This is a genomic window from Desulfovibrio aminophilus DSM 12254 (genome assembly GCF_000422565.1).
Classification (GTDB): Bacteria; Desulfobacterota; Desulfovibrionia; order Desulfovibrionales; family Desulfovibrionaceae; genus Aminidesulfovibrio; species Aminidesulfovibrio aminophilus.
This window is the reverse complement of sequence record NZ_KE383877.1, coordinates 138,405-160,516: the sequence shown is the minus strand read 5'-3', so window position 1 is coordinate 160,516 and position 22,112 is coordinate 138,405. Positions and strand designations below refer to the sequence as shown.

Genomic DNA, 22,112 nt, shown 5'->3' with positions numbered 1-22,112 from the left:
CATGGGAGTCTGAGCGTATGGAGGATGAGCGCCGCCGCGCCGCGCAGGCCGTGCTGGGGGGAGAGCATCGGATGTGTCCTTTTTGTGGTGGATGCGGCTGTCTGGAGTCCACGCAATTTGGCCGCCCTGTCATGTATTGGGTGGCGTGTGGGGGGTGCGGGGCGAGTGCAGGAGCCTACTCCTCTAGGGAGTCCGCGTGGGCTGCCTGGGATCATGGGAGTGCTGTATGACCGCGCGCCTCACCCCCCAGGCCCTGGAGGCCGAGCAGGCCGTGCTGGGCGGCGTGTTCCTTCGTCCGGACGCGCTCAACAGCCTGGTGGACCACGTGGGCCCGGAGGATTTCTATTCTCCGGCCCACGCGGCCATCTTCAAGAGCTTCCTGCGCCTGGCCGAGCGGTCCCAGCCCGTGGACCTGGTCACGGTCACGGAGGCCCTCAAGCAGTCTGGCGACCTGGATAAGGTGGGCGGCCCGGTGTACCTGGCCGAGCTGGCCGACTCCCCGGTGAGCGCGGCCAACGCCCTGTTCCATGCCCGCATCGTATGCGACAAGTCGGTCCTGCGCCGTCTCATCGACGTGTCCAGCGGGATCATCTCGGCCTGCTACGAGGCCCGGGACGTGGACGCCCTGCTGGACGCCTCGGAGAAACAGATCTTCGAGATCGCGGAGGCGAAGACCCAGAAGACCTACATGGCCTCCGGCCCTCTGGTGGACCGGGTTTTTGACCAGCTGGAGCAGAGATTCGCCAGCAAGTCGGCGGTCACGGGCATCCCGAGCGGCTACCAGGCCCTGGACCACATGACGGCAGGACTCCAGCCGAGCGACCTGATCATCGTGGCCGGTCGGCCGAGCATGGGCAAGACGGCCTTCGCCCTGAACCTGGCCCTGCGCGCGGCGGTCAAGTCTGAGGTGGCCACGGCGGTCTTCTCCCTGGAAATGAGCATGGAACAGCTCATGACCCGCCTCCTGGCCTGCCAAGGCCGCGTGGAGCTGTCGCGGATGCGCAGCGGCTTCCTGGACGACGCGGACTGGGCCCAGCTCTCCGAGGCCGCCGACGTGCTCGGCAAGGCCCCCATCTTCATCGACGACACCCCGGCCTTGTCCACGCTGGAGCTGCGCGCCCGCTGCCGCCGCCTCAAGGCCGAGCACAAGCTGGGGCTGGTGGTGGTCGACTACCTCCAGCTCATGCGCTCCAGCCGCAACATCGACTCGCGCGAACAGGAAATCTCGGATATTTCACGAAATTTGAAGGCCCTGGCGAAGGAGCTGAACATCCCGGTCATCGCCCTGTCGCAGCTCAACCGCAAGGTGGAGGAGCGCACGAACAAGCGCCCCATGCTCTCGGACCTGCGCGAGTCCGGCGCAATCGAGCAGGACGCCGACGTGATCGTGTTCCTGTACCGGGACGAGTTCTACAATAAGAAGGACGACAACCCATCGGCCGGGATCGCCGAGGTCATCATCGGCAAGCAGCGCAACGGCCCCGTGGGCGAGGTGGAGCTGGCCTTCCTCAAGAAGTACACCGCGTTTGAGAACCTGACCGACACCCCAGCCCCAGAGACGCGGCAAGGGCCGCCTGTCTGTCGGACGGCCCTTGGTTTTTGAAACTCAATTACACATAGTGTAACGGGCGAAGCGGCCGAATTATCGCGCACGGAGGCCGCATTTTTCGCGCACGGCATCAGGAGAGCCGGGAGTCTCTTGGCCTTTCCGTAAACCCCCGAAGGGGGTGCTAACGGAGGGTGGCGGATGTACCCGGCAGTTGGCGGAAAGATGCGAGGCGGTTGTGGCGGCGTATTGATATTGTTGCATGTTTTTGCATGAGCCGGGATGGAATGGAACGTGCAGTCATGCTGTGTGCCGTCGCCGCCGTTCCGGATGGACGGTCGGCATCCGGCGGGCGGATCAACGGAACGATCGTGGGGATTCGCCGTATTTCGCGAGAAACCGCCGAAGCCGTGCGCCGGTCGGGCCCGGGGCCTGGAAACGCCGGAGGAGAACCCACGCAAAAAATGCAACGCCTGAGCCCCTGCCCTCCTTCGGGGGCTCAACAAGCCCGGCGGGAGAAGACGTGCCCTCTCCCGTCACCCTCCGTGGATGGGCCTCGGTCCCGCCGCTGTTCCTGTTCAGTCCGGCGGAACAACCGAGGCCCCCTCTCGTGGGCCATGGAAATGCGGAAAGACGAAAGCCCTTTCAAAATAAAGAGGACGACATCCAATGGGATGCGATCATGAATCGTTTTTGCTTCTCACACGGATTTTTTAGGCGTGGAGTGTGGTTGTCTCATTGATGCTTCTTTCACCATTTGACAGCTAAAAAATGCCTGAGGAGGTATTCATGATGATGGATCGACGAACAGCATTATTCAGTATTGGTGGAGTCGCTGCCGCTTTGGCCGCCGGAAGTGTTGTCGGAACCGCCGCGTATGGGGGAAACGTCAATTCAAAAATGGAACGCTTTTCCCAGCAGGGCGGCGATTTCGGCTGGAAGCCGTATAAACTCGATCCTGAAGAGTGCGCGAAAGTCGCCTACGATGGGTATTGGTACAAGGGATACGGGTGCGGGTACGGAGCATTCTACGCTTTCGCCGGACTTCTGGCGGAAAAGTACGGTGCTCCCTACAACCAGTTCCCGTTTACCCTGTTGGAGACCAACAAGGGCGGCATTTCAGACTGGGGAACGATCTGTGGCGCGTTGTACGGCGCTGCCGCGGCTTTCGGTTTGTTTTGGGGAAGAAAGGAACGGACCCCGATGGTGAACGAATTGTTCCGCTGGTATGAAATCACGGCCCTGCCCATCTACAATCCCGGCGATGCCGCCCAGGGCGTGAAGGGCGACCTTCCCTCCAATGAGGCCGCATCCGTTCTCTGCCACGTGTCCGTTTCCAAGTGGTCGCACAAGTTCAAGATCGACGCCAACAGCAAGCAGCGCAGCGAGCGGTGCGGCCGCATCACCGCAGACGTGGCCAAGAAGGCCTGTGAAATCTACAACGCCAAGATCGACAGCGGCGAAAAGTTCAAGGGCGCCATCGCCATGCAGAAGTCGGTGTCCTACTGCGGCGAATGCCACGGCAAGGGCAAGGAGTCGGACATCACCAAGGGCGTGATGGACTGCACCCCCTGCCACGGCGGCAATCCGCACCTGGGAGACAAGTTCAAGAATCATCCGTGATCCGGGAGCCCGGAAGCACCTGTTGAAACGCCTTTTGCCTTTTTGGTTCAGGATCGTTCATGACCGATACGCGGCTATCCCTGGGGGTGGGATAGCCTTTTTTTATCCGCGCCTCATTCCTGTCTGTCCGTTTTATTTTGGGGCTGTCCCAAGGGATGTCGATCATGGGGCGCATGATCCATTTCCCTTTTGGGTCTTTTGGAACCAGCGGAGCGCCGGGGGCCTTCGGCCCGCTTCGGAAAGGCGGGGGGATGGGAGTCTCTTTTGCCTTTCTATGGACCGGCGAAGCCGGGGGCCTTCGGCCCGCTTCAGAAAGGCGCAAGGCGGGAGCCTCTTTGCCTTTCTGGAGACCGGCGAAGCCGGGAGTCTCTTGGCTGTTCTGGAGACCCCCGAAGGGGGCGGCGAAGCCGGGGGGGTGATAATCATCGCGGAAAGGTGGCAAGTCGAAGGCGGCTGGGGTATGGTCGAGGTGTCCGGGACTGGTCCCGGAGGGGAGAGGGTATGGCTCACGTCTTTGATCTGCGCAAGTTCGTGGCCCCGGAGTCGGTGTTCGGGGAGGGCGCGGCCGGGCTGGCCGGGCAGTACGCCCGGAACCTGGGGGCGCGCAAGGTGCTGCTCGTCTCGGACCCCGGGGTGCGGGACGCGGGCTGGCTGGACCTGGTGCGCGGGAGCCTGGACGACGAGGGCCTGGACGTCTCGCTCTACCTGAACGTCTCGCCCAATCCGCGCGACCACCAGGTGATGCAGGGCGCGGAGCAGTATGGCCGCGACGGCTGCGACTGCATCGTGGCCGTGGGCGGCGGCTCGCCCATGGACCTGGCCAAGGGCGTGGGCATCGTGCATTCCAACCTCCGCCACATTCTGGAGTTCGAGGGCGCGGACCGGGTGGACCGTCCGGCCCCGCCGCTCATCTGCGTGCCGACCACGGCGGGCAGTTCGGCGGACGTGTCGCAGTTCGCGATCATCACGGACACGGCGCGCAAGGTGAAGATCGCCATCGTGAGCAAGACCCTGGTGCCCGACGCGGCGCTCATCGACCCCCTGACCACCACGACCATGAGCGCGGAGCTGACCGCCGAGACGGGCATGGACGCCCTGTCCCACGCCATGGAGGCCTTCGCCTCCAACGCCAACGGCCCGCTCACGGACCTGCTGGCCCTGGACGCCATGCGGCGGGTGCGGACGAACCTGCCCAAGGCCATCGCCGCGCCCGACGACCTGGAGGCCCGGGGCGGGATGATGCTCGGCAGCATGGAGGCCGGGCTGGCCTTCTCCAACGCCATTCTCGGGGCCGTGCACGCCATGGCCCACAGCCTGGGCGGCTACATGGACCTGCCCCACGGCCTGTGCAACGCGATCTTGCTGCCGCACGTGGTGGACCGCAACTTCCAGTCAGCGCCGGAACGGTATATGAAGGCCGCGGAGGCCCTGGGGTGTGCGGCGCGGACGCCGGACGCCGCGCGCGTGGAACTTGGGAAGACGCTCATGGACCTCAACCGCGAGGTGGGCATGGACAAGGGCCTCGCCGAGCTGGGCGTGACGCGGGAGTCGTTGCGCGCGCTGGCGGAGAAGGCCGCGCAGGATCCCTGCCTGACCACCAACCCGGCGGAGCTGAGCGTGGAGGACATCGAGGCCATCTATGAGCGGGCCCTCGGATAAGCCGCAGGACGTGCGCACCCGGCTCATCGGCCTGGGTGAACGCTCGGTGCGCAAGACCTACTACCCGGAACTGCGGGAGCGCCTGGGAGAACTGGAGCGCTTCCGGACGCTCCTGAACCAGGCCACGGACGCGATCCTGGTCCTGGACTCCGAGAATCTTTCCTTCGTGGACGCCAACGAGACGGCGGCTCGGCTCACCCGGCGCACGGTCCAGGGGCTGCTCGACCTGCCCCCCGGCGCGGTGCTGGACCAGGGGGCCATGCGGGCCCTGGCCGAGGTTCTTTCCGAGGCCATGCGCCGGAACCGCAGCGGCGTGCGCGAGCTGACCGCCGGACTGCTGCGGGCCGACGGCGTGAGCGTGCCCTGCGACCTGAGCCTGCGGGTGGCGGGCTTCGAGTCGCGGCGCTACGTCCTGGTGGCGGCCAAGGACATCAGCCGGAGGCTGGCCGACCAGCGGGCCCTGCGCGAGCGCGAGGCTTACTACCAGGCCATCGTGGAGGCCTTCGACGGCGAGATCTTCATCTGCGACCAGGACTGCCGCATCGAGTTCGCCAACGCCCGGCTCATGGAGCGGCTGAAGCGCGACCCGCGCGGGGAGCCCTGCCACAAGGCGCTGCAGGGGCTGGACGAGCCCTGTCCGTGGTGCGCGGCCGGGTCCGTGGCCGAGGCCCGCACCGGCCGCTTCGAGGTCCGCGACCAGACGACCGGCCGCTGGACCCACGTGGTCCAGAGCCCCATCCATCATCCCGACGGCCGCGTCTCGCGCCAGGTCATGAGCTGGGACATCACGGCCCGCAAGGAGATGGAGGAACAGCTCCGGCGCCAGGCCCTGCACGACCCGCTCACCGGGCTGGCCAACCGCACGCTCTGCCGCACACGGGTGGCCACGGCCCTGGCCCGGCTCCACTCCGGCCGGGGGGGGCCTTCGCGGTGCTCTTCGTGGACGTGGACCGCTTCAAGATCCTCAACGACTCCCTGGGCCATTCCTTCGGGGACGCCCTGCTGCTGTCCGTGGGCGCGCGGCTGCTGGCCGGGGTGCGCGAGGGCGACACCGTGGCCCGTTACGGCGGGGACGAGTTCCTGGTGCTCCTGGACGCGCCGCGCAGCATGCGCGAGGCCGTGCGCGCGGCCAAGAACATCGTGGCGGATTTCCGCCGGGGCTTCGACGTGGAGGGCCGCCACGTCCATCTCACGGCCAGCGCGGGCCTGGTCTTTCCGCAGTCCGGCGAGGAGAGCGCGGCGGACCTGCTGCAGGATTCGGACATCGCCATGCAGTGGGCCAAGCGGCGCGGCGGCGACCGGCTGAAGGTCTTCACCCCCTCCATGCGCGAGAACGCCCGCAAGCGGCTCATGCTCGAGAGCGACATGCGCGAGGGGCTGGCGCGTGGCGACTTCTTCCTCGTGTTCCAGCCCGTCGTGAGCCTCAAGGGCGGGCCGCGCATGTCCGGCATGGAGGTCCTGCTGCGCTGGCTCCACCCGGAAAAGGGCCTCATCGGGCCGGGCGAGTTCATCCCCGTGGCCGAGGAGACCGGCGTGATCGTGGACCTGGGCCGCTGGGTGCTGCTCCGGGCCTGCGAGGCCATGGTCCGCTTCCGCGCGGCCGAGCCCCGGGCCGAGGGGCTGACCCTCTCGGTGAACGTCTCCGGCCGCCAGCTCGACAACACCCGTTTCCTGGACCACGTGCGTCAGGCCCTGGAGCAGTCCGGCCTGCCCGGCGAGTGCCTGCGCCTGGAGGTGACCGAGACGGCCATCATGCGCAATCCGGAGTTCACGGCCCTGGCGCTGGGCCGGCTCAAGGAGCTGGGCATCTCCATCAGCGTGGACGACTTCGGCCGGGGCTACTCCTCCATGAGCTACCTCCGGCAGCTCCCGCTGGACGTGCTCAAGATCGACCTCTCCTTCGTGCGCAAGATGCTCGACTCCCAGGCGGACATGGAGATCGTCAAGGCGATCATCAATCTGGCCCACAACCTGGATCTCAAGGTGGTGGCCGAGGGCGTGGAGCGCCGGGAGCAGCAGAACATGCTCATGCTGCTGGACTGCGAGTACGCCCAGGGTTTCTACTACGCCAAGCCGCAGGGCGAAGACGCCCTGCTTCAGACCATCCGCGACTACGCCCCGGGTCGGGGCGACGGGGACTGAGCCCGGGGCCGGGGCGGCGTGAGGGCGGCCTCGCGGGTGCGCCAGACGTGGCCGCAGGCGCGGCATTCGCGCACCCGGTTGATGGTCTCGCCGCGATCGTCCTCGCGGGTCTTGATGACCCGGCTGCCGTCATGGCCGCAAACTGGGCAAAGCATATTCCCATCCTCCATTCGTATCAGTTGATGACGCGGAAGCCCGCGTCGGTGAGCGCGCGCGTGGTGGCCGGGGGCAGTCCGGCGGCGTCGGTGCGGCCGCAGTGGCCGCAGCGGAAGAACAGGCGGCTGCCGTCGCGTTCGGCCACCAGGGCCCCGGTGTCGCGGCAGTGCGGGCAGTGGGGCGGTTCGCCGCCGGTCGCGGGTTCGGTGGTGTCGCCGTATTCCTCGAAGGCCAGGAGCAGGAGCCGGGCGGGGTTGGCCGGGAAGTGGGGTTCGGCGGCCTTGATGCGCGAGAGGGCGAAGTCCGCGAACTTGCCGCCCGGCAGGTGGCGGACCATGTCGTACCAGGCCTGGGCCCGGGCCGGAGAGGGTTCCTCCTTGCCGAAGAACAGGCACAGATCCTGGATGATGCGCGCGAAGTCCTGTTTCATCATGGCGTACACCTTGCGTGTTTTAAGTTTTTTTCTCAGTACGTCAACTAATTATTTGTAGCAACAAATCGCTACAATAGTATTTTTACTTTGATGATCTATGCAATATAACAAACGCTAGAGATAAATTTCAATGTAAAGCTAGTATATTTAATGTTACTTGCATATAATTTATAGGTGGTTTGCTCCGCGAGAGGTGGGGGCGGGCCCTCGGGTATTTTCACGCCAAGGCAAGGGGCCGCGCACTCCCGATTTCCGTTCATCTCCTCGGCGGCGCATGTCGTGCCGGTTCGTCGGGCCGGACCTGACTCGCCCCTGCCTGGCTCGTGAAAACACGCCTCGCGTCCGCCCCGGCTTCGCCGGTGTTCAGAAAGGCGGAGAGACGGGAGCTTCTTTGTCTTTTTGTGAACCCCCGAAGGGGGGCGTTCCGCGAAACGGGGGGGCGGGCCCTCGGGTATTTCGCTGCGCAGCCGGGGGCGTTCGCGCGCTTGGGCCGGATCGGCTCGCGGGTGGGGGCGCGGCCCCCTCGCCGTTCCCCGTGAGGAGCGCGAACACGGCACCCTCCCTTTGGTTCTCGTCTCTGTCGCCTGTTCATGCCGGACTCCTTGCTCCTCGCGGGGCCGTCGGCTCCCCCTTCCCGCTCGCCGGGCCCTTGCGCGCGCGGCCCCACGGCCTGCTCACGAAACACGCCTCGCGTCCGCCCCGGCTTCGCCGGATTTGAGAAAGGCGGGGAGAGAGTCTCTCTGGTCTTTCTGTGAACCGGCGAAGCCGGGCTGGTGTGGCGCGAAATCCCGCGCCACTACATGGTCCAGGGCCGCGCCCTGGCGCGGGGTTTGGGGGCGCGCAGCCCCCAGTTTTTGCGGTTGCGCCCGGATCATGACTGGTCCCCGGTGCGGGCCCAGGCCAGGAGGGTGCTGGGGTTGGGGGTTTGGGGCGCGGGCTGGTCGGTCCAGCGGGCCTGGGAGATCCAGGACGCGGGGTTGGGGATGAAGCGCCCCTGTTCGCGGGCCCACTGGAGCGAGGCTGACTGGGCGGCGAGTGCGGCCAGGAGCCGGTCCAGGGGCGGGGTGTCGGCGGCGCGCCAGGCGGCGAGGGCGGCCTTGCGGTTGGTCTTTTTGGGATAGGCGGCCCAGAAGCGCTCGAAGTCCCGGAGCTGTGCTTGGTCATTCTCGCTTGGGTTTGTAGATGGGCGGGGCGCGGGCGCGGCGGTGGCGCGGGGCTGGTGCGCGGCCGGCGGGGTCTGCTGGTAACGCGGCCAGTTCACGAGGGAAACGACGGTGTACTGGTTGGTGGACCGGCGGGCGATCATGCCGAGTTTTTCGGCCAGGCCCAGGAGCGAGCGGACCTCGGCCTGGCTCAGGCCGGTGTCCTGGGCGGCGTTGCGGCGGGTGAGCACGAGCTGGCCGGGTTCCAGGTCCACGGCCTGCCGGCCGACCACGACCTGGTGGGGCTTGTGCGAAGCCTTGAGCAGACAGTAGGTCCAGAGCCGCCAGAGTTTGGGATCGCGCCAGGCTTCCGAGGACAGGGACCGACGCCAGAGCTGGACGTAACCACGATGCATGGGGGGAACCTCCGGGAGGAAGTATTAGTCAGATGACAATCATGCCGTCAAGGAAAATTGTCCGAAAGCTTTAGACAAACGGCAATTTTATGATACAGACTGGAAAAAAGAGCGGAGGTGTCGATGGGCTTTTCCGAAGACCTGCGCAAGGCGCTTTTGGAGCGGATCGGCGGCGGCTCGCCGTTCGCCAACAAGAAGCAGATGGCCGACGCCCTGAGCCTGGACCCCTCGCAGCTCGGGCGGTTTCTGAAGGGCGAGCGGGGGCTGACCGTGGAGTCGCTGGGCCGGGTGCTGGACGGCCTGGGGGTGCGGCTCGTGTTTCCCGAGCAGGGGGCCGAGACGGCGCGGGACGTCTGTTTTGTGTCGGCTGACAAAGCCACGGCCGTGGAGGGTCTGCCCGGGCCCAGGCCGGAGGACTATCTGGCGGTGCCGCTGGCGGCCTCGCCGGTGGCGGCCGGGCCGGGGCTCATCCCCGAGGACCGGGTGGAGGGCTGGGTGCTCGTCTGGCGCGGGCACGAGTCCGTGCGCCACCGCTCGAACCTGGTGGCCGTGCAGGTGGGTCCGCGCGAGATGTCCATGGTCCCGGCCCTGCATCCCGGGGACATCGTGCTCGTGGACCGCTCGGACCGTTCGCCCGAGCCCGCCGGGCGGATCATGCTCGTGACCGAGCCCGGCGAGTCCGGCGGGGCCATGATCAAGCGCGTGGCGGTCAAGCGCCTGGACGACGATCTGGAGCTGGTCTTCTACTCCGACAACTCTCGCGACTTCCCGCCCATGACCTACCGTCTGGTCCGGGACTATGACGGCGACCTGAACCGGGCCATCGCGGGCCGCGTCATCTGGGCCTGGAGCGACATGATGCGGAAATAACCCCCTTCGCCCCCTTCGGGGGTTTTTAGAAATGCGGAAAGGCGCTGTCCCTCTTTGGTTTTCCATGAACCGGCGAAGCCAGCCTCTTTGGTTTTCCGTGAACCGCCGAAGGCGGGGGGAAGAGATGCTGAGTGGGGAATTGCTGGTGCTTCACGCGGGCAGTCTGAGCGCGCCGCTGGAGCGTTTGTGCGCGGAGTTCGAGGCCCTGCACCCGGGCCTGCGCGTCCGCCGGGTGGCCGGGGGCAGCGCGGCCCTGGCCCGGGACATCGCCTCGGGCCGGGCGGTCGCGGACCTGTTCCTTTCGGCCGACATCGAGGTCGTCGAGCAGGTTCTGGTCCCGGAGCACGCGGAACGCGCCGAGCCCTTCGCGGGGAACGAGATGGTGCTCTGCCACACGGACGCGAGCCGCCACGCCGACCGCATCGGCCCGGACGACTGGTTCCGCGTCCTGCAGGAGCCCGGCGTGGCCTGGGGCCATTCCGACCCCGACCAGGATCCTTGCGGCTACCGCGCCCTGATGGTCCTCCAGCTCGCCGAAATCTTCCGCGGCGAGCCCGGGCTGGCCGCGCGGCTTTTGGCCTCCCGGCGGCCGGAGAACGTCCTGCCCCGGGCCTCGGACCTCGTGGCCCGGCTTCTGGACGGCAGCCTGGACTACGCCTGGGAGTACCGTTCCGTGGCCGTCCAGCGCGGGCTCCGTTTCGTTGCCCTGGACCCGCGCGTGAACCTGGGCGATCCCCGGCTGAACGAGGTCTACGCCCAGGCCGTGGTCCGCACCGCCGGGGCCCGGCCCGGGGAAACCATCGAACGCCGGGGCGCGGCCTGCGTCTACGCCCTGGCCCTCTGCAGACGCGCCCCCAATCCCGCCGCCGCCCGGGCCTTCATCCCCCACCTCCGCCCCGGCTTCGCCGGGTTATAGAAAACCGAAGAGGGACAGCGCCTCTCCGTCTTTCTAAAAAACCCCGAAGGGGGCGCCGAAGGCGGGAGAAATTTCCAGAACGGGCTTGATGATGGTCCCGTTCAGGGATTCGGCCACGGCCCGGTCCAGGTCGCGGAAGGGCAGGGTGGTGACGAGCCGGTCCAGGGGGAAACGACCGGCCCGGAAGTGGTCGACGAGCTGGGGGATGAAGCGCCAGGGCACGGCGTCGCCCTGGATGACCCCGAAGACGCGGCGGCCGTCGGGCAGTTCGCCCGGTCCCTCGGCCCCGCTGAGCAGCGCCGCGCTCCCGCCCGGCCTGAGCAGATCCCCGGCCAGGCGCATGAACGCCGCGACCCCGGTGCTGTCCACGGCATGGTCCAGTTTTCCGGCGATGGCCCGGATGCGCTTCCCGAGGCCCGGTCCGCTCTCCAGGGCGTGGGTCGCGCCCAGCTCCAGGGCCAGGGCCAGCCGCGAGGGCACACGGTCCACGGCCAGGATCGGGTCCGCCCCGGCCAGCCGTCCGGCCATGACCGCCGCCAGCCCCACGCTCCCGGTCCCGAGCACGAGCAGGCTTTGGCCCGGTCTGACGGCCAGGGAGTTGAGCACCGTGCCCGCGCCGGTCTGGAACCCGCAGCCCAGCGGGGCCAGCAGCTCCAGGGGCAGGTCCCGGGGCACGACCACGGCGTTGCGGACCGAGGCCAGGGCGTGGGTGGCGAAGGACGACTGGCCGAAGAAATGCCCGCGCACCCCGCCGGACAGGGCGTTGCTGCCGTCCAGGCGGCTGAAGCCGAAATTGGCCTCCCAGAAGTTCTCGCAGGCCGTCGGGCGTTCGTCCAGACAGGCCGGGCAGCGGCCGCAGGACATGATGGTCAGGACCACGTGGTCGCCCGGGGTCAGGCCCCGGACCTCCGCGCCCACGGCCTCGACCACGCCCGCGCCCTCGTGGCCCAGGACCACCGGGCCGTCGCCGCCCGCCTCCCAGAAGCCGATGTCCGTGTGGCAGACCCCGCAGGCCGCCAGCCGCACGAGCACCTCGTCCGGCCGGGGGGCCTCCAGCGTCAGCCGTTCGAAGGAGAACGGCCGCCCGGCCCCGCGCACCACCGCCGCCAGGATCTCGGTCCCGCCCGGGGAAGCCTTCGCCGTCCGCGTCGTTTTCCCGTTCATGCCCCCCCCTTCGGCCCCCTTCGGGGGTTTTCAGAAAGGCGAAATGCCGGGAGTCTCTTTGTCTTTCCGTAGACCGGCGAAGCCGGCCCCCTTCGGGGGTTTTCAGAAAGGCGAAATGCCCTGTCCCTCTTCGGTTTTCTATGAACCGGCGAAGCCGGCCGCCTTCGGCGGGTTATGGAAAGACGAACTATCGGGAACTTTTTGCCTTTTTATGAACCCCCGAAGGGGGCGCCGAAGCCGGGGAGGTGGAGGGTGAAGACGGCGCCGTTGTCCGAGGTCCAGGAGAGCGCGCCGCCGAGCTGGTCGGCCAGTCCGGTGACGAGGCGCATGCCGAGGCTGGAGCCCTGGAGGGGATCGAAGCCCTGGGGCAGTCCGGGGCCCTCGTCGGCCACGCGCAGGGCGAGCCCGTCGTCCGCGTGGATCAGGGAGACGTCCAGGCGGCCGGGGCGGTCGGGCGGCAGGCCGTATTTGCAGGCGTTGGTCAGCAGCTCGTTGAGCAGCAGGGCGAAGGGCACGGCCTGGTCCAGGGGCAGGCGGGCCGGGACGATGTCGACCGAGAGCTTGACGCCTCCGGGCGGGGCCGAGGCCCGGATCACGGCCTGGGCCAGGCGGGGCACGTAGACGGCCAGGTCCACGCCGCCGAGGTCGTCGGATTCGTAGAGCAGTTCGTGGACCAGGGCCATGGCCCGGATGCGGTTCTCCATGCGGGCGGCGAAGTCCGGGCCGGGCTCACCGCCCGCATGCATGGCCTGGAGCCGCACCAGGGAGAGGATGAGCTGGAGGTTGTTCTTGACCCGGTGGTGGATCTCGCGCAGGAGGGTTTCCTTTTCGCGCAGGGAGCGGGTCATGGCCTCGGCGGTTTCGACCCGCTCGCGTTCGCGCTGCTGCAGGGCCTCGGCCATGCGGTCCAGGGCCTGGGCCACCTCGCCGATGTCCGAGGAATCGGGGGGCAGGCCGGTGCGGGCGGCGAGGTCGCCCTCGCGGATGCGCGCGGCGGCCGAGGTGATGGCCTGGAGCCTGCCGCCGAGGACGGTTTCGGCCAGGAACCAGGCCCAGAACAGGGTCAGGACGGTGACCATGACGAGCAGGGTCACGTTGCGGGCGAGCGCGGAGCGGGCCACGGCGGCCAGGGGGCTTTCGGGCATGCCGAGCACCAGGGTCATGTAGGGGTAGTCCCGGGGGGCGAGGCGCAGTTTCTTGTAGGCGTAGAGCCGGGGCAGGTCGTCCTGGTCGCTCAGGAAGAGGATGTCGGCGTCGGGCCCGGCGGTGATGGCCGCCATGTTTTCGGGCTTGATCACCCCGCCCAGGGGGCTGTCGGCCTGGGCGGGATAGCGGTAGAGCCGCCGCCCGGCGCGGTCCACGATGCCGAGCATGGAGTTCGGGGGCAGGCGCAGCTTGTGCGCCAGGGGCGCGTAGGAGGAGAGGCGGAGGGAGGCCACGAGCACGCCGGAGACGTTCCCGTCGGCGTCGAGCAGGGCCTGGGTGAAGGGGAAGGAGGGTTCGCCGGTGGTCCGGCTGACGATGTATTCCCCGGTGGCGAAGCCGCGCGCGGCCAGGGCCGAGCGGAAGTAGTCGCGGTCCGCGATGTTCACGCCCGCGGCGTCCAGGGCGGTGGAGGCCAGATCGCCCCGGGCGTCCACCAGGAGGAGGTTCGCATATTGCGGGTTCTGGTCCAGGATGCTCTTGAGCACGGCGGCGCTGGCCGGGCCGCCCCGGCGCACTTCGGGCACCACGGCCAGGGTGGCGAGCATCTGGCGGGTGTTCTCGGTGATGCGTTCCTGGATCTGGGCCAGGGCCGCCACGGTGCGGCGGGCGTCCTGGACCCGCTCTTCCTGGAGGTGGCGGGCGTGTTCCGCGCCGGCCCAAAGGAGCAGCGCCAGGGCCGGGAGCATGGCTCCGAGGACCACGGTGAACAAGGCCGCCCGGATGGAGCTGAGGCGGGGCGTCCGCATGGGGACTCCTGGCCGAAGGTTTGGACGTACAACGCCGTTCGTCGAAATCTACTCCTGGTTCGGCGCGAGGGCAACGCGGGGGGCCAAAAAATAAAAACCTCCCGCGCCGCCATGTGGCCGGACGATTTCCGGCGTTCCGGCTAGTCCGGTCCGAAAGCGGGGCGAGGCCCCGAAGGAGGACCGACATGCTGGCCAAGATCATCCGTCTGGAGGAGTCCGGGGAGGCCACCCTGGGGGTGCTGCGCGTCGACGGACGCCTGTTCTGCCTGACCCTGGAGCTGCCCGACCGGGGCAACGCCCCCGACGTCTCGCGCATCCCCGAGGGCCGCTACCAGTGCGCGCCCGTGGATTCCCCGCGCTTCGGCCGGGCCGTCGAGGTGCGCGACGTGCCGGGCCGCGACCATATTCTCTTCCATCCCGGCAACACCGCCGCCGACACCCGGGGCTGCATCCTGCCCGGAACCCGCCCCGGCCGCATGGACGGCCGCCGCGCCGTGCTGGAGAGCGCGGCCGCCATGCGCGCCCTGCTGGAGGCCGCCGGAGGCCGGGACTTCGAACTGCTCGTCACGCGCCCGGCCGTTTCCGACGGGACGCCGGGGCCGGATGAGGGCGAAAACGGCGCGGCGTCGCGGCCGATCCCGCTTCGCGACGGGGCCATGCGGGCCGAACGGGGGCTGTGATGCTCTGCGTCTGCGGCTCCAAGGCCATCGGCGCGGTCATCGGCGAGAGCCCCCGCGAGGTCGGGCGGCTGGTGGCCGAGCAGGGGCTGCCCGCCTGGAAACGCGAGGGCCGGGGGGCCTGGCGGGCCCTGCCCTCGGACCTGGAACTCTGGCTCCAGGGCCAGCGCGACCGCTACCTTGGTGTAATTCCAGACGATTACGACGACTGAACGGGAAGACCTCCCGGGGCGTCGGGATTTCGGCCCGGGAGTGGTCCGAGTCCCGCCGTCCGGGAGTTTCCGGCCCGGGCATGATAATTCGCCGGGCGCGGCGGCGGACGGTCGCGGGCTTTGCTATCATGGAGCCGAAACCTTGCCGGGGGCGAGGAGGGAATCATGAGAAGCTGTCCCGCCATACTCGGGGTCTTCACCACCGAGCGGGAGCAGAGGGCCGGACGCGGCGCGGCCACGACCAGGGATTTCGTCCAGCGCATCCACTGGCTCGTGCTGCGCCTGGACGAATCCGGCTGCCTGGCCCTGGCGCTCAACGAGCGCAAGCTGCCCGGCGAGGTGCGTCTGCCGCTGACGCGCGCGGACCTGCTGCGCGGCTACGAGCCCGCCCCGGAAATCTTCCGCGACCATCTCCTGCCGGTGCTGGCGGGGCTGCGCGACAAGCTGGAGATCCTCGGAGGATCGAGGGCCCTGGACCATCTTTCTCCCGAGGAGACCCAGGCGCTCAAGGCCCTGTCCATCGGGGAGGAGCTCGAGGCCCAGGCCGACGATATCCAGGTGGCGCGGATGCTCCTGGCCGCCCTGCCCTCCGGGGCGGTGGAGTTCGAGGAGCGCGCGGCCCACGACCTGAACGGCGAGGGCGTGAGCCTGCGCAAGGACGGCCAGGCCGCCCGGGCCGTGCTGTTTTTGGAGAAGGCCCTGGAAATGTCCCCTCGCGACGACCATTTGCATTTCAACCTCGCCCGGGCGTATTATGAAAAGAAGGACGAGGCGGGCTGCCGCCGCTGCCTGGAGAAGGCCCTGCGGCTGAACCCGAACCTCGATCCGGCGCGTCGCTTCCTGCGTTTTCTGGACACCGGCAAGGGCGCGCCGCCGAGTGGACCGTTCATCGTGGAGGGCCTATGACCGAACGCCGCAAGCACGAACGCGTGACCCTGGACGCGCCCCTTTTCTGCGACGTGACCCCAGGGGACGGCAGGGCCTTCGTGGCCATCGTGCGCGACGTCTGCCTCGGCGGCCTGCGTCTGGAGCTGCCGCCGGACGGCTACCTGCCCGCGCCCGGCGAACGCCTGCGCATCTCGGATTGCGACGAGTGCGTGGCCTGGGTGCTCGACGGCCTGGACGCCGAGGTGGCCTGGGTGGGCGGCGGGCACTGCGGACTGCGCCTCGTGCGGCCGGAGCTGCTGGACGCCGTGACCCTGCGGCGCATCCGCGAGGACTGCTGCCTGGACTGAGGGCGGGCGTCACGCTTCCGTCGTCTTCCGCGCCTTGACCCGGCCCGGGCTTTGCGCATACCATTTCCCGTATCGTTTCCACGCATCCGGGCATCCGCCCCCCCAGCCCAAGGAGGTTCCCGGTGGATCGCTACGAATCCTACTACCGTTCCCTGTATGCGGCGGCCATGGCCGTCAACTCCAGCCTGGACCCCAAGCTGGTGCTCAAGACCATCGTGGAGTGCGCGGCCAAGGCCATGGACGCCAAGGCCTGCTCCCTGCGGCTCCTGGATCGTTCCGGCCGCCAGCTCATGCCCGGAGCCGGTTTCGGCCTGTCCAACAAGTACCTGCGCAAGGGTCCGGTGGACCTGGACCAGTCCGCCGTGGACCGCGAGGTGCTCTCCGGCCGCGTGGTCCAGGTGGCCGACGCCTCCTCGGACCCGCGTTTCCAGTACGGCAAGGCGGCCAAGGACGAGGGCATCGTCTCGGTGCTCGTGGTGCCGCTGCGGGTGGAGGACAAGCCCGTGGGCGTCATGCGCGTGTACACGGACGAGAAGCGGACCTTCAACGCCGAGGAGGAGGAGTTCCTGACCTCCATCGCGGCGCTCTCCGCCCTGGCCATCGAGAACGCCCGCCTGCACCAGGCGCTCAAGCGCGAGTATGAGAGCGTTCTTTCCTTCGACTACCGGACCTTCGACTAGCGGGCCGCTGAAAAATCCGCGATGGCCGCGTTGCTCCGAAAAACCCGAATCCTCGCGTATGTCGAGATACGCGTCGGCCTCGAATTTTCGTCGCGCCTCACCCTCGCGTTTTTTGACCGGCCCGTGCAAAGGGACGTCCGCAACGACCTGCTAGGAGTTGAACCATGAGCAAGCTGCGCGTCGGCATCAACGGTTTCGGCCGCATCGGCCGCCAGGTGGTCAAGGCCATGTACGAGCGCTGGCACGACGACCTGGAAGTGGTGGCCGTCAACGACCTCTTCGACGTGGCCACCAACGCCCACCTTCTGGAGTTCGACACGAACTACGGCCACACCGGCGTGCCCATCGCCGTGGTCGAGGGCGACATCACCTACGGCGACTGGACCCTGAAGAGCCTGTCCCAGCGCGACCCCCGCGACTGCCGCTGGGGCGACCTGGGCGTGGACGTGGTGGTCGAGTCCACGGGCATCTTCACCACCGGGCCCAAGGCCAAGGCCCACCTGGAGGCGGGCGCGAAGAAGGTCATCATCTCCGCCCCGGCCAAGGAAGAGGACGTGACCGTGGTCATCGGCGTGAACGAGAAGGCCTATGACCCGGACAAGCACCACATCGTGTCCAACGCCTCCTGCACCACCAACTGTCTGGCCCCGGCCGCCAAGGTGATCCACGAGGCCTTCGGCATCCGTTCGGCCCTGATGTGCACCATCCACTCCTACACCAACGACCAGCGCATCCTGGACCTGCCGCACAAGGATCTGCGCCGGGCCCGGGCCGCGGCCCTGAACATCATCCCGACGACCACCGGCGCGGCCAAGGCCGTGGCCCTGGTCATCCCGGAACTCAAGGGCCGCTTCGACGGCTACTCCCTGCGCGTGCCCACGCCCACGGTCTCGCTGGTGGACCTGGCCTGTGTGCTGGAGCGCGACACCGACACCGAGGGCCTGCGCGCCGCGCTCAAGGCCGCCAGCGAGGGCCCGCTCAAGGGCATCCTGGGCTACAACACCCGGCCGCTGGTCTCCATGGACTTCAAGGGCGACGCCCGCTCGGGCATCGTGGAGGAGGAGCACACCCGGGTCCAGGACAAGAACCTGGCCAAGCTCGTGGTCTGGTACGACAACGAGTGGGGCTACTCCTGCCGCGTCTCCGACCTGGCCAAGATCATGAAGGACCGGGGCGGCTTCTAGGCGGCTTCGCCGCTTCATAGAAAGACGGAGAGACGAAAGTCTCGCGGCCGTTCCGTGGACCGCCGAAGGCGGGGAGGTGAAAGCCTCTCCGCCTTTTTGCGTTTCTGAAGACCGCCGAAGGTGGTCACCCTTTTGCAGGACAGCAAAAGGGGAGCGCCGGCTCCTCTGGCGGCCCGAAGGGCGGGCCACAGGACGTGGCCCGTCAAGATGTCAATTCGCTGAAAAGAGCCGTCAATTCCATGCTGATCTCCGCGCGGCCGGAAAACCGGGGCTAGGCTCGGGCCGGACCAAGGAGGTTCGCATGGAACGGAACGCGGATTCGGAAGCGGCGAGGGAATTGCGTCAGGCCTACGTCCGACTCTTCGACTGCCCGGACGGCCGGAAGGTGCTGGAGGACTTGGCGGGGCAGGGCTTCGCCCGGGCCTCGACCTTCGACCCGGACCCCTGCAGGGCGGCCTTCAACCAGGGACGCCGCGGCCTCTACCTGCGGGTGGAGCGCATGCTCGACCCGGACGGCTTCGGCCCCCTGGACGGCGGACGCGGCGCGTGAGCGTCAGCGCGGGGGGTACATGCCCTGGACCATCGAGACCCAGGTGTTGAAGGCCAGCACGGCGAGAAAGAGAACCACGCCCAGGGACAAGCCACGGAAGAGACGGGTCATGGGCGACCTCCTTGTCTGGCCGAGGCTTTGCCAAACCCGTGCCGAAACGGAAAACCTTTGAGCATCAACGGCTGCCGGACGGCATACCCGGGAGACGGCGCGGGGCATGGGGCCTCGCGACGGATTTCCGGCGCACGTCCGGGCCGATTCCAAGGAGGACCACATGGACATGAGGAACGAGGTTGACTGGCGTTCGACCCTGCCGGAGGAATGGCTCGCGCCCTGGCGCGGCGACGACGGCCGCGAGCGCGAAATCCCCCTGCGCGAGCACCCCGGGCTGGCCAAGTACCGCAGCAAGGACGAGGCCGTGAAGGCCCTGGTCCACGCCCAGCGGCTTCTGGGCCGCCGCGAGGCCGAGGCCCCGGCCCAGCCCCGGGGGCCGGAGGACTACGAGCTGCCGGACCTGCTCCTGGACGAGGACTTCGAGCCGGACCAGGGCGTGCTCGACGCCTACAAGGCCAAGGCCCTGGAGCTGGCCCTGAGCCCGGACCAGGTGCGCGGGCTCTACGAGTGGTTCGTGCCCCTGAACGTGGCGGCCGTGCGCGCCTCGCGCGACAAGAGCCGCAAGGCCCGCGAGGCCGAGCTGGGCCGTCTGCGCAAGAACCACGGCCCCGAGGCCTCCCGCGTGCTGGAGAGCGCCCGCCGGGCCGCCATGAGCCTGGGCGGCGAGGAACTGCTGGAGATTCTCGAATCCACGGGCGCGGGCGACAGCGCCGTGGTGGCCGAGGCCCTGGCCCGCGTGGCCCCGCTGCTCCTGGAGGGCCGCATGCGCGACTCCGGCGCGCGCGAGGCCGACGGCCTGAACCTTGACCGGCTGCGCGAGATGATCCGCGATCCGCGCTACTTCGACCCCAGCAGCCGCGATCCCGCCTTCGTGCGCCAGGTCGACGAGGGGTTCCGGCACTTGTATCCGGGGCAATACGGAGGGGCGGTGAAAAGCTCCCAGTAACCGCGTTGCTTCGCCAAGGGCAGCCCCTCGCGTAGGTCGGACTACGCGTCGGGCCTGCCCTTGGCTCACGCCTTGTTCCTGGGGCTTTTGACCGCCCCCCGGCTTCGCCGCCCCCCCCTCGGGGGCGTACAGAAACGCCAAGAGGCTTTCGTCTCTCCGTCTTTCCATAGACCGGCGAAGCCGCTGTGGTTTTACGATGCGGAGGGGCGGCTTGCGCGTCGGTTTCGTTCGGTTCCGAGGGGTTGGATTCCGGCGGCGAGCGTATCCTTGAAGCTGCTCATGGTGTGCGTGATGTCATATAATACAGGATCGATCCAATAGATCGTTTCCAGTATTTCATTATGCATATCGGTGAGCTTCGGATTGTTCCAAATCGGCTCGTGATGGAAAACCCTGTTCCTGAAGCGGCGGATGTTGTCCAGCCTGGCTCTGAGAAAGATGATCGTCCGCAGCGATTTTGGGACGCTGGAAAACACGCCGGACGATATCTTGGTGAAAAAACCGCTGTATGGGCGATTGAACAGATTGACCCAAAACCCGAAATTCAGTTCCGCGATGATTGCCCCAGCGTTGACCCGCGGTGGGGCGATCCCTTTATATCTGGCGACAGTATCCCGGGCGTTCCGCACCTCGTCAGCCTGCCTGTCGCGCATGAAGGGCAGGTCGAACCAATACTCCGTGCGATACAAGCGCGCCGCCTCGGAGTTGATGTTGTTGCGCAGCGATATTTCAAGGTTCTGCAGAAGAGGGTAGAAATCCCTCGCCAGGGCTAGATTCCAGAAGTAACGTTCGAAGACCTGCTGCTTCGGTTCGCACGGGTATACTTTGTAAGCCGCCAACCTCTCCGTGGAGATGCTGCGGGTGAGCGATTCATAAAAAAGGGTTGCCAAACGGCGCTCCCGAGATTATTTCTTTTTTCAGAAGTCCCCGGAATTCCCTCTCCCGGCCAGCCGTTCCTCGCTGATTGCCGGTGACGGCGCCGGGGTATTGACGAACCAGGCCGACGCGCGCGAAGCACGTCGGCCTTTTTAATTGGATTTCTGGACATTATGCAAGTCCGACAGGGGGTTGTCCCCCTTCGTGGGGTTCACGGAAACGCCAAGAGGCTTTCGTCTCTCCGTCTTTCTAGAACGCGGCGAAGCCGCTAGGAGCGGAAGATGAAGTAGACCGCGCCGAGGAGGCAGAGGCAGGCCCAGAGGTAGTCGAGCTTGAGGGGCTGGCCCATGTAGAACAGGGCGAAGGGCGCGAACACGGACAGGCTGATGACTTCCTGGAGGATCTTGAGCTGGGGCAGGGTGAGCTCGGTGTAGCCGATGCGGTTGGCCGGAACCTGGATCAGGTATTCGAACAGGGCCACGCCCCAGCTGAGCAGCGCCGCCACCCACCAGGGCCGCTGGGCCAGGTTCTTCAGATGCGCGTACCAGGCCACGGTCATGAACACGTTGGACAGGGCCAGCAGCACCGTCGTGCGCAGCAACACAGTACTCATGCCGCGCTCTCTATTCCCGCCTCCCCCTCCTCGTCAACCGCCTTCGGCGGCTTCCGGAAACGCCAAGATGCTTTCGTCTCTCCGTCCGGCCTCGTGGCTTCGCCATTCGGGCTAACACGGTTGACGTGTACTCTTTTCATGAATATATATCGCTCATGATAATGTCCTTCAGGTGCAAGGAGACGGAGGCGCTGTTTCGCCGCGAACAGGTCCGGCGGCTTCCGGCGGACATCCTGAGGGTGGCCTATCGCAAGCTCCAGATGCTTCAGGCGGCGGACAGCCTCGACGATTTGCGCAATCCGCCGGGCAACCGGCTGGAGCCCTTGAAAGGGGATCGGGCGGGTCAGTACAGCATCCGGCTCAACGACCGCTGGCGCGTCTGCTTCGTCTGGAGGGACGGCGGGGCCCACGAGGTTGAAATAGTGGACTACCACTGAGGAGCGTCCAGTATGGGCAAGAAGATCATGGCCCCGGTGCATCCGGGGGAAATCCTGCTGGAAGAGTTCATGAAGCCGCTCGGGCTCTCGCAGAGCGCCCTGGCCATCGAGTTGCGCATCCCGAACCAGCGGGTGCATGACCTGGTGCACGGCAGACGCGGCATCACCCTGGACACCGCGGCCCGTCTGGCCCGGTTCTTCGGGGTCAGCACGGCGTTCTGGATGAACCTCCAGACGCAGTACGATCTGGAAGTCGCCGAGGACGAGGGGCTCTTCGAGCGTCTGGCGGAGGATATCCGCCCCTTGGCCCGGACGGAGCGGGAAACCGAAGGCGCAACGGGCTGATCCGGGGGGAATTGTGAATATCTGCGCTGAATTTTCCCCCGCCTTGACGCCCGCCTTTCGACTGCCAGACTGAATCTCATTCATCCCTTTGCACGTGATCCCCGTGGCGCGGGTTTTTCGGGTGTCCGCCCGGAAAAGCCGCGCCACTAATCGGTCCAGGGCCGTGCCCTGGCGCGGGGGCCAGGGGGCGCGCAGCCCCCGGCTTTCCTCTTCTGGGGATTCCA

The 22,112-nt window shown here is 67.4% G+C and carries 24 protein-coding genes and 1 pseudogene; 18 read left to right on the top strand and 7 right to left on the bottom strand.

Annotated features, from left to right (window positions below; translation table 11 throughout):
* Window positions 1-17 precede the first annotated feature (17 nt).
* The 6 genes and pseudogenes from H587_RS21455 (at window position 18) to H587_RS19425 (ending at window position 6,970) form a co-directional block, all read left to right on the top strand.
* Window positions 18-230, top strand: a complete 213-nt coding sequence (locus H587_RS21455; protein ID WP_156904531.1) for a Lar family restriction alleviation protein — start codon at window positions 18-20, stop codon at window positions 228-230.
* Window positions 227-1,603 carry a replicative DNA helicase gene (gene dnaB, locus H587_RS19430; protein WP_051203126.1) on the top strand — a complete coding sequence of 459 codons (1,377 nt, stop codon included), beginning with the start codon at window positions 227-229 and terminating at the stop codon, window positions 1,601-1,603. Before H587_RS21455 ends, dnaB begins: the two co-directional genes overlap by 4 nt.
* A gap of 732 nt (window positions 1,604-2,335) precedes the next feature.
* Window positions 2,336-3,169 (top strand): split-Soret cytochrome c, encoded by an 834-nt coding sequence (locus H587_RS0116660; RefSeq protein ID WP_027177184.1) that lies wholly within the window; start codon window positions 2,336-2,338, stop codon window positions 3,167-3,169.
* Window positions 3,170-3,670: 501 nt separating this feature from the next.
* Complete coding sequence (ercA, locus tag H587_RS0116655) at window positions 3,671-4,828, top strand: alcohol dehydrogenase-like regulatory protein ErcA (protein ID WP_027177183.1); 1,158 nt, start codon at window positions 3,671-3,673, stop codon at window positions 4,826-4,828.
* Window positions 4,809-5,279, top strand: a pseudogene (locus H587_RS21210) (PAS domain S-box protein); the annotation flags it as partial. The gene ercA and the pseudogene H587_RS21210, both read left to right, overlap by 20 nt.
* Window positions 5,280-5,467: 188 nt before the next feature.
* Window positions 5,468-6,970: an EAL domain-containing protein gene (locus tag H587_RS19425; protein ID WP_084630999.1), complete on the top strand. Its 1,503-nt coding sequence runs from the start codon at window positions 5,468-5,470 to the stop codon at window positions 6,968-6,970.
* On the opposite strand, the gene H587_RS19420 is transcribed toward H587_RS19425, so the two are convergent.
* From H587_RS19420 to H587_RS20045, 3 genes are all read right to left on the bottom strand, one after another.
* On the bottom strand, window positions 6,940-7,125 hold the full coding sequence (locus tag H587_RS19420) for an NrdR family transcriptional regulator (RefSeq protein WP_051203120.1): 186 nt from the start codon (window positions 7,123-7,125) through the stop codon (window positions 6,940-6,942). The genes H587_RS19425 and H587_RS19420 overlap by 31 nt on opposite strands.
* A gap of 20 nt (window positions 7,126-7,145) precedes the next feature.
* A complete protein-coding gene (locus H587_RS19415; RefSeq protein WP_034609820.1) occupies window positions 7,146-7,559 on the bottom strand; it encodes a hypothetical protein in 414 nt (137 codons plus the stop codon).
* 871 nt (window positions 7,560-8,430) lie between these two features.
* Entirely contained in the window at window positions 8,431-9,117 is a 687-nt protein-coding gene (locus H587_RS20045; protein WP_051203117.1) for a hypothetical protein, read from the bottom strand.
* Window positions 9,118-9,240: 123 nt separating this feature from the next.
* On the opposite strand from H587_RS20045, the gene H587_RS0116635 reads away from it, so the two are divergent.
* Complete coding sequence (locus tag H587_RS0116635) at window positions 9,241-9,987, top strand: LexA family transcriptional regulator (protein WP_027177182.1); 747 nt, start codon at window positions 9,241-9,243, stop codon at window positions 9,985-9,987.
* A 124-nt stretch (window positions 9,988-10,111) separates the two neighbouring features.
* Window positions 10,112-10,903 (top strand): substrate-binding domain-containing protein, encoded by a 792-nt coding sequence (locus H587_RS19405; RefSeq protein ID WP_051203114.1) that lies wholly within the window; start codon window positions 10,112-10,114, stop codon window positions 10,901-10,903.
* A 33-nt stretch (window positions 10,904-10,936) separates the two neighbouring features.
* Here the strand turns inward: H587_RS19405 and H587_RS19400 are convergent, their stop codons facing one another.
* A complete protein-coding gene (locus tag H587_RS19400) occupies window positions 10,937-12,067 on the bottom strand; it encodes an NAD(P)-dependent alcohol dehydrogenase (RefSeq protein WP_051203112.1) in 1,131 nt (376 codons plus the stop codon).
* A gap of 209 nt (window positions 12,068-12,276) precedes the next feature.
* Window positions 12,277-14,019 carry a sensor histidine kinase gene (locus H587_RS0116620; protein WP_027177181.1) on the bottom strand — a complete coding sequence of 581 codons (1,743 nt, stop codon included), beginning with the start codon at window positions 14,017-14,019 and terminating at the stop codon, window positions 12,277-12,279.
* Window positions 14,020-14,204: 185 nt separating this feature from the next.
* Between H587_RS0116620 and H587_RS19395 the strand changes: the two genes are divergently transcribed.
* The 8 genes from H587_RS19395 to H587_RS0116575 all read left to right on the top strand — a co-directional run bounded on the left by H587_RS19395 (window position 14,205) and on the right by H587_RS0116575 (window position 19,617).
* Window positions 14,205-14,699 (top strand): DUF5675 family protein, encoded by a 495-nt coding sequence (locus H587_RS19395; RefSeq protein ID WP_211219526.1) that lies wholly within the window; start codon window positions 14,205-14,207, stop codon window positions 14,697-14,699.
* Window positions 14,699-14,908, top strand: coding sequence for a hypothetical protein (locus H587_RS19390; protein ID WP_034609817.1), 210 nt, complete (start codon window positions 14,699-14,701; stop codon window positions 14,906-14,908). Before H587_RS19395 ends, H587_RS19390 begins: the two co-directional genes overlap by 1 nt.
* Window positions 14,909-15,073: 165 nt before the next feature.
* Entirely contained in the window at window positions 15,074-15,814 is a 741-nt protein-coding gene (locus H587_RS0116605) for a tetratricopeptide repeat protein (RefSeq protein ID WP_027177180.1), read from the top strand.
* The gene (locus H587_RS0116600; RefSeq protein WP_027177179.1) at window positions 15,811-16,143 is read left to right on the top strand and encodes a PilZ domain-containing protein; all 333 of its coding nucleotides are present in this window, start codon (window positions 15,811-15,813) and stop codon (window positions 16,141-16,143) included. Before H587_RS0116605 ends, H587_RS0116600 begins: the two co-directional genes overlap by 4 nt.
* 122 nt (window positions 16,144-16,265) lie before the next feature.
* Window positions 16,266-16,823, top strand: coding sequence for a GAF domain-containing protein (locus H587_RS0116595; protein WP_027177178.1), 558 nt, complete (start codon window positions 16,266-16,268; stop codon window positions 16,821-16,823).
* A 164-nt stretch (window positions 16,824-16,987) separates the two neighbouring features.
* Entirely contained in the window at window positions 16,988-18,007 is a 1,020-nt protein-coding gene (gap, locus tag H587_RS0116590; protein ID WP_027177177.1) for a type I glyceraldehyde-3-phosphate dehydrogenase, read from the top strand.
* A 301-nt stretch (window positions 18,008-18,308) separates the two neighbouring features.
* Window positions 18,309-18,557 carry a Bbp19 family protein gene (locus tag H587_RS0116585; RefSeq protein WP_027177176.1) on the top strand — a complete coding sequence of 83 codons (249 nt, stop codon included), beginning with the start codon at window positions 18,309-18,311 and terminating at the stop codon, window positions 18,555-18,557.
* 274 nt (window positions 18,558-18,831) lie between these two features.
* Window positions 18,832-19,617, top strand: a complete 786-nt coding sequence (locus H587_RS0116575; protein ID WP_027177175.1) for a hypothetical protein — start codon at window positions 18,832-18,834, stop codon at window positions 19,615-19,617.
* Between the two features lie 191 nt (window positions 19,618-19,808).
* On the opposite strand, the gene H587_RS19385 is transcribed toward H587_RS0116575, so the two are convergent.
* Window positions 19,809-20,507 (bottom strand): Abi family protein, encoded by a 699-nt coding sequence (locus H587_RS19385; protein ID WP_051203110.1) that lies wholly within the window; start codon window positions 20,505-20,507, stop codon window positions 19,809-19,811.
* A gap of 254 nt (window positions 20,508-20,761) precedes the next feature.
* A complete protein-coding gene (locus H587_RS0116565; RefSeq protein ID WP_027177174.1) occupies window positions 20,762-21,106 on the bottom strand; it encodes a DMT family protein in 345 nt (114 codons plus the stop codon).
* 155 nt (window positions 21,107-21,261) lie between these two features.
* Here H587_RS0116565 and H587_RS0116560 point away from each other — a divergent pair, with 155 nt between their 5' ends.
* Window positions 21,262-21,543 carry a type II toxin-antitoxin system RelE/ParE family toxin gene (locus tag H587_RS0116560; protein ID WP_027177173.1) on the top strand — a complete coding sequence of 94 codons (282 nt, stop codon included), beginning with the start codon at window positions 21,262-21,264 and terminating at the stop codon, window positions 21,541-21,543.
* A gap of 12 nt (window positions 21,544-21,555) precedes the next feature.
* The gene (locus H587_RS0116555) at window positions 21,556-21,888 is read left to right on the top strand and encodes a HigA family addiction module antitoxin (RefSeq protein ID WP_027177172.1); all 333 of its coding nucleotides are present in this window, start codon (window positions 21,556-21,558) and stop codon (window positions 21,886-21,888) included.
* The last annotated feature ends 224 nt before the right edge of the window (window positions 21,889-22,112 follow it).

Bases quoted from the DNA above. Each gene is read 5' to 3' on its own strand.
- H587_RS21455 (WP_156904531.1), top strand. From the start codon at position 18: ATGGAGGATGAGCGCCGCCGCGCCGCGCAGGCCGTGCTGGGGGGAGAG.
- dnaB (WP_051203126.1), top strand. From the start codon at position 227: ATGACCGCGCGCCTCACCCCCCAGGCCCTGGAGGCCGAGCAGGCCGTG.
- H587_RS0116660 (WP_027177184.1), top strand. From the start codon at position 2,336: ATGATGATGGATCGACGAACAGCATTATTCAGTATTGGTGGAGTCGCT.
- ercA (WP_027177183.1), top strand. From the start codon at position 3,671: ATGGCTCACGTCTTTGATCTGCGCAAGTTCGTGGCCCCGGAGTCGGTG.
- H587_RS19420 (WP_051203120.1), bottom strand. From the start codon at position 7,125: ATGCTTTGCCCAGTTTGCGGCCATGACGGCAGCCGGGTCATCAAGACC.
- H587_RS19415 (WP_034609820.1), bottom strand. From the start codon at position 7,559: ATGATGAAACAGGACTTCGCGCGCATCATCCAGGATCTGTGCCTGTTC.
- H587_RS20045 (WP_051203117.1), bottom strand. From the start codon at position 9,117: ATGCATCGTGGTTACGTCCAGCTCTGGCGTCGGTCCCTGTCCTCGGAA.
- H587_RS0116635 (WP_027177182.1), top strand. From the start codon at position 9,241: ATGGGCTTTTCCGAAGACCTGCGCAAGGCGCTTTTGGAGCGGATCGGC.
- H587_RS19405 (WP_051203114.1), top strand. From the start codon at position 10,112: ATGCTGAGTGGGGAATTGCTGGTGCTTCACGCGGGCAGTCTGAGCGCG.
- H587_RS19400 (WP_051203112.1), bottom strand. From the start codon at position 12,067: ATGAACGGGAAAACGACGCGGACGGCGAAGGCTTCCCCGGGCGGGACC.
- H587_RS0116620 (WP_027177181.1), bottom strand. From the start codon at position 14,019: ATGCGGACGCCCCGCCTCAGCTCCATCCGGGCGGCCTTGTTCACCGTG.
- H587_RS19395 (WP_211219526.1), top strand. From the start codon at position 14,205: ATGCTGGCCAAGATCATCCGTCTGGAGGAGTCCGGGGAGGCCACCCTG.
- H587_RS19390 (WP_034609817.1), top strand. From the start codon at position 14,699: ATGCTCTGCGTCTGCGGCTCCAAGGCCATCGGCGCGGTCATCGGCGAG.
- H587_RS0116605 (WP_027177180.1), top strand. From the start codon at position 15,074: ATGAGAAGCTGTCCCGCCATACTCGGGGTCTTCACCACCGAGCGGGAG.
- H587_RS0116600 (WP_027177179.1), top strand. From the start codon at position 15,811: ATGACCGAACGCCGCAAGCACGAACGCGTGACCCTGGACGCGCCCCTT.
- gap (WP_027177177.1), top strand. From the start codon at position 16,988: ATGAGCAAGCTGCGCGTCGGCATCAACGGTTTCGGCCGCATCGGCCGC.
- H587_RS0116585 (WP_027177176.1), top strand. From the start codon at position 18,309: ATGGAACGGAACGCGGATTCGGAAGCGGCGAGGGAATTGCGTCAGGCC.
- H587_RS0116575 (WP_027177175.1), top strand. From the start codon at position 18,832: ATGGACATGAGGAACGAGGTTGACTGGCGTTCGACCCTGCCGGAGGAA.
- H587_RS0116565 (WP_027177174.1), bottom strand. From the start codon at position 21,106: ATGAGTACTGTGTTGCTGCGCACGACGGTGCTGCTGGCCCTGTCCAAC.
- H587_RS0116560 (WP_027177173.1), top strand. From the start codon at position 21,262: ATGATAATGTCCTTCAGGTGCAAGGAGACGGAGGCGCTGTTTCGCCGC.
- H587_RS0116555 (WP_027177172.1), top strand. From the start codon at position 21,556: ATGGGCAAGAAGATCATGGCCCCGGTGCATCCGGGGGAAATCCTGCTG.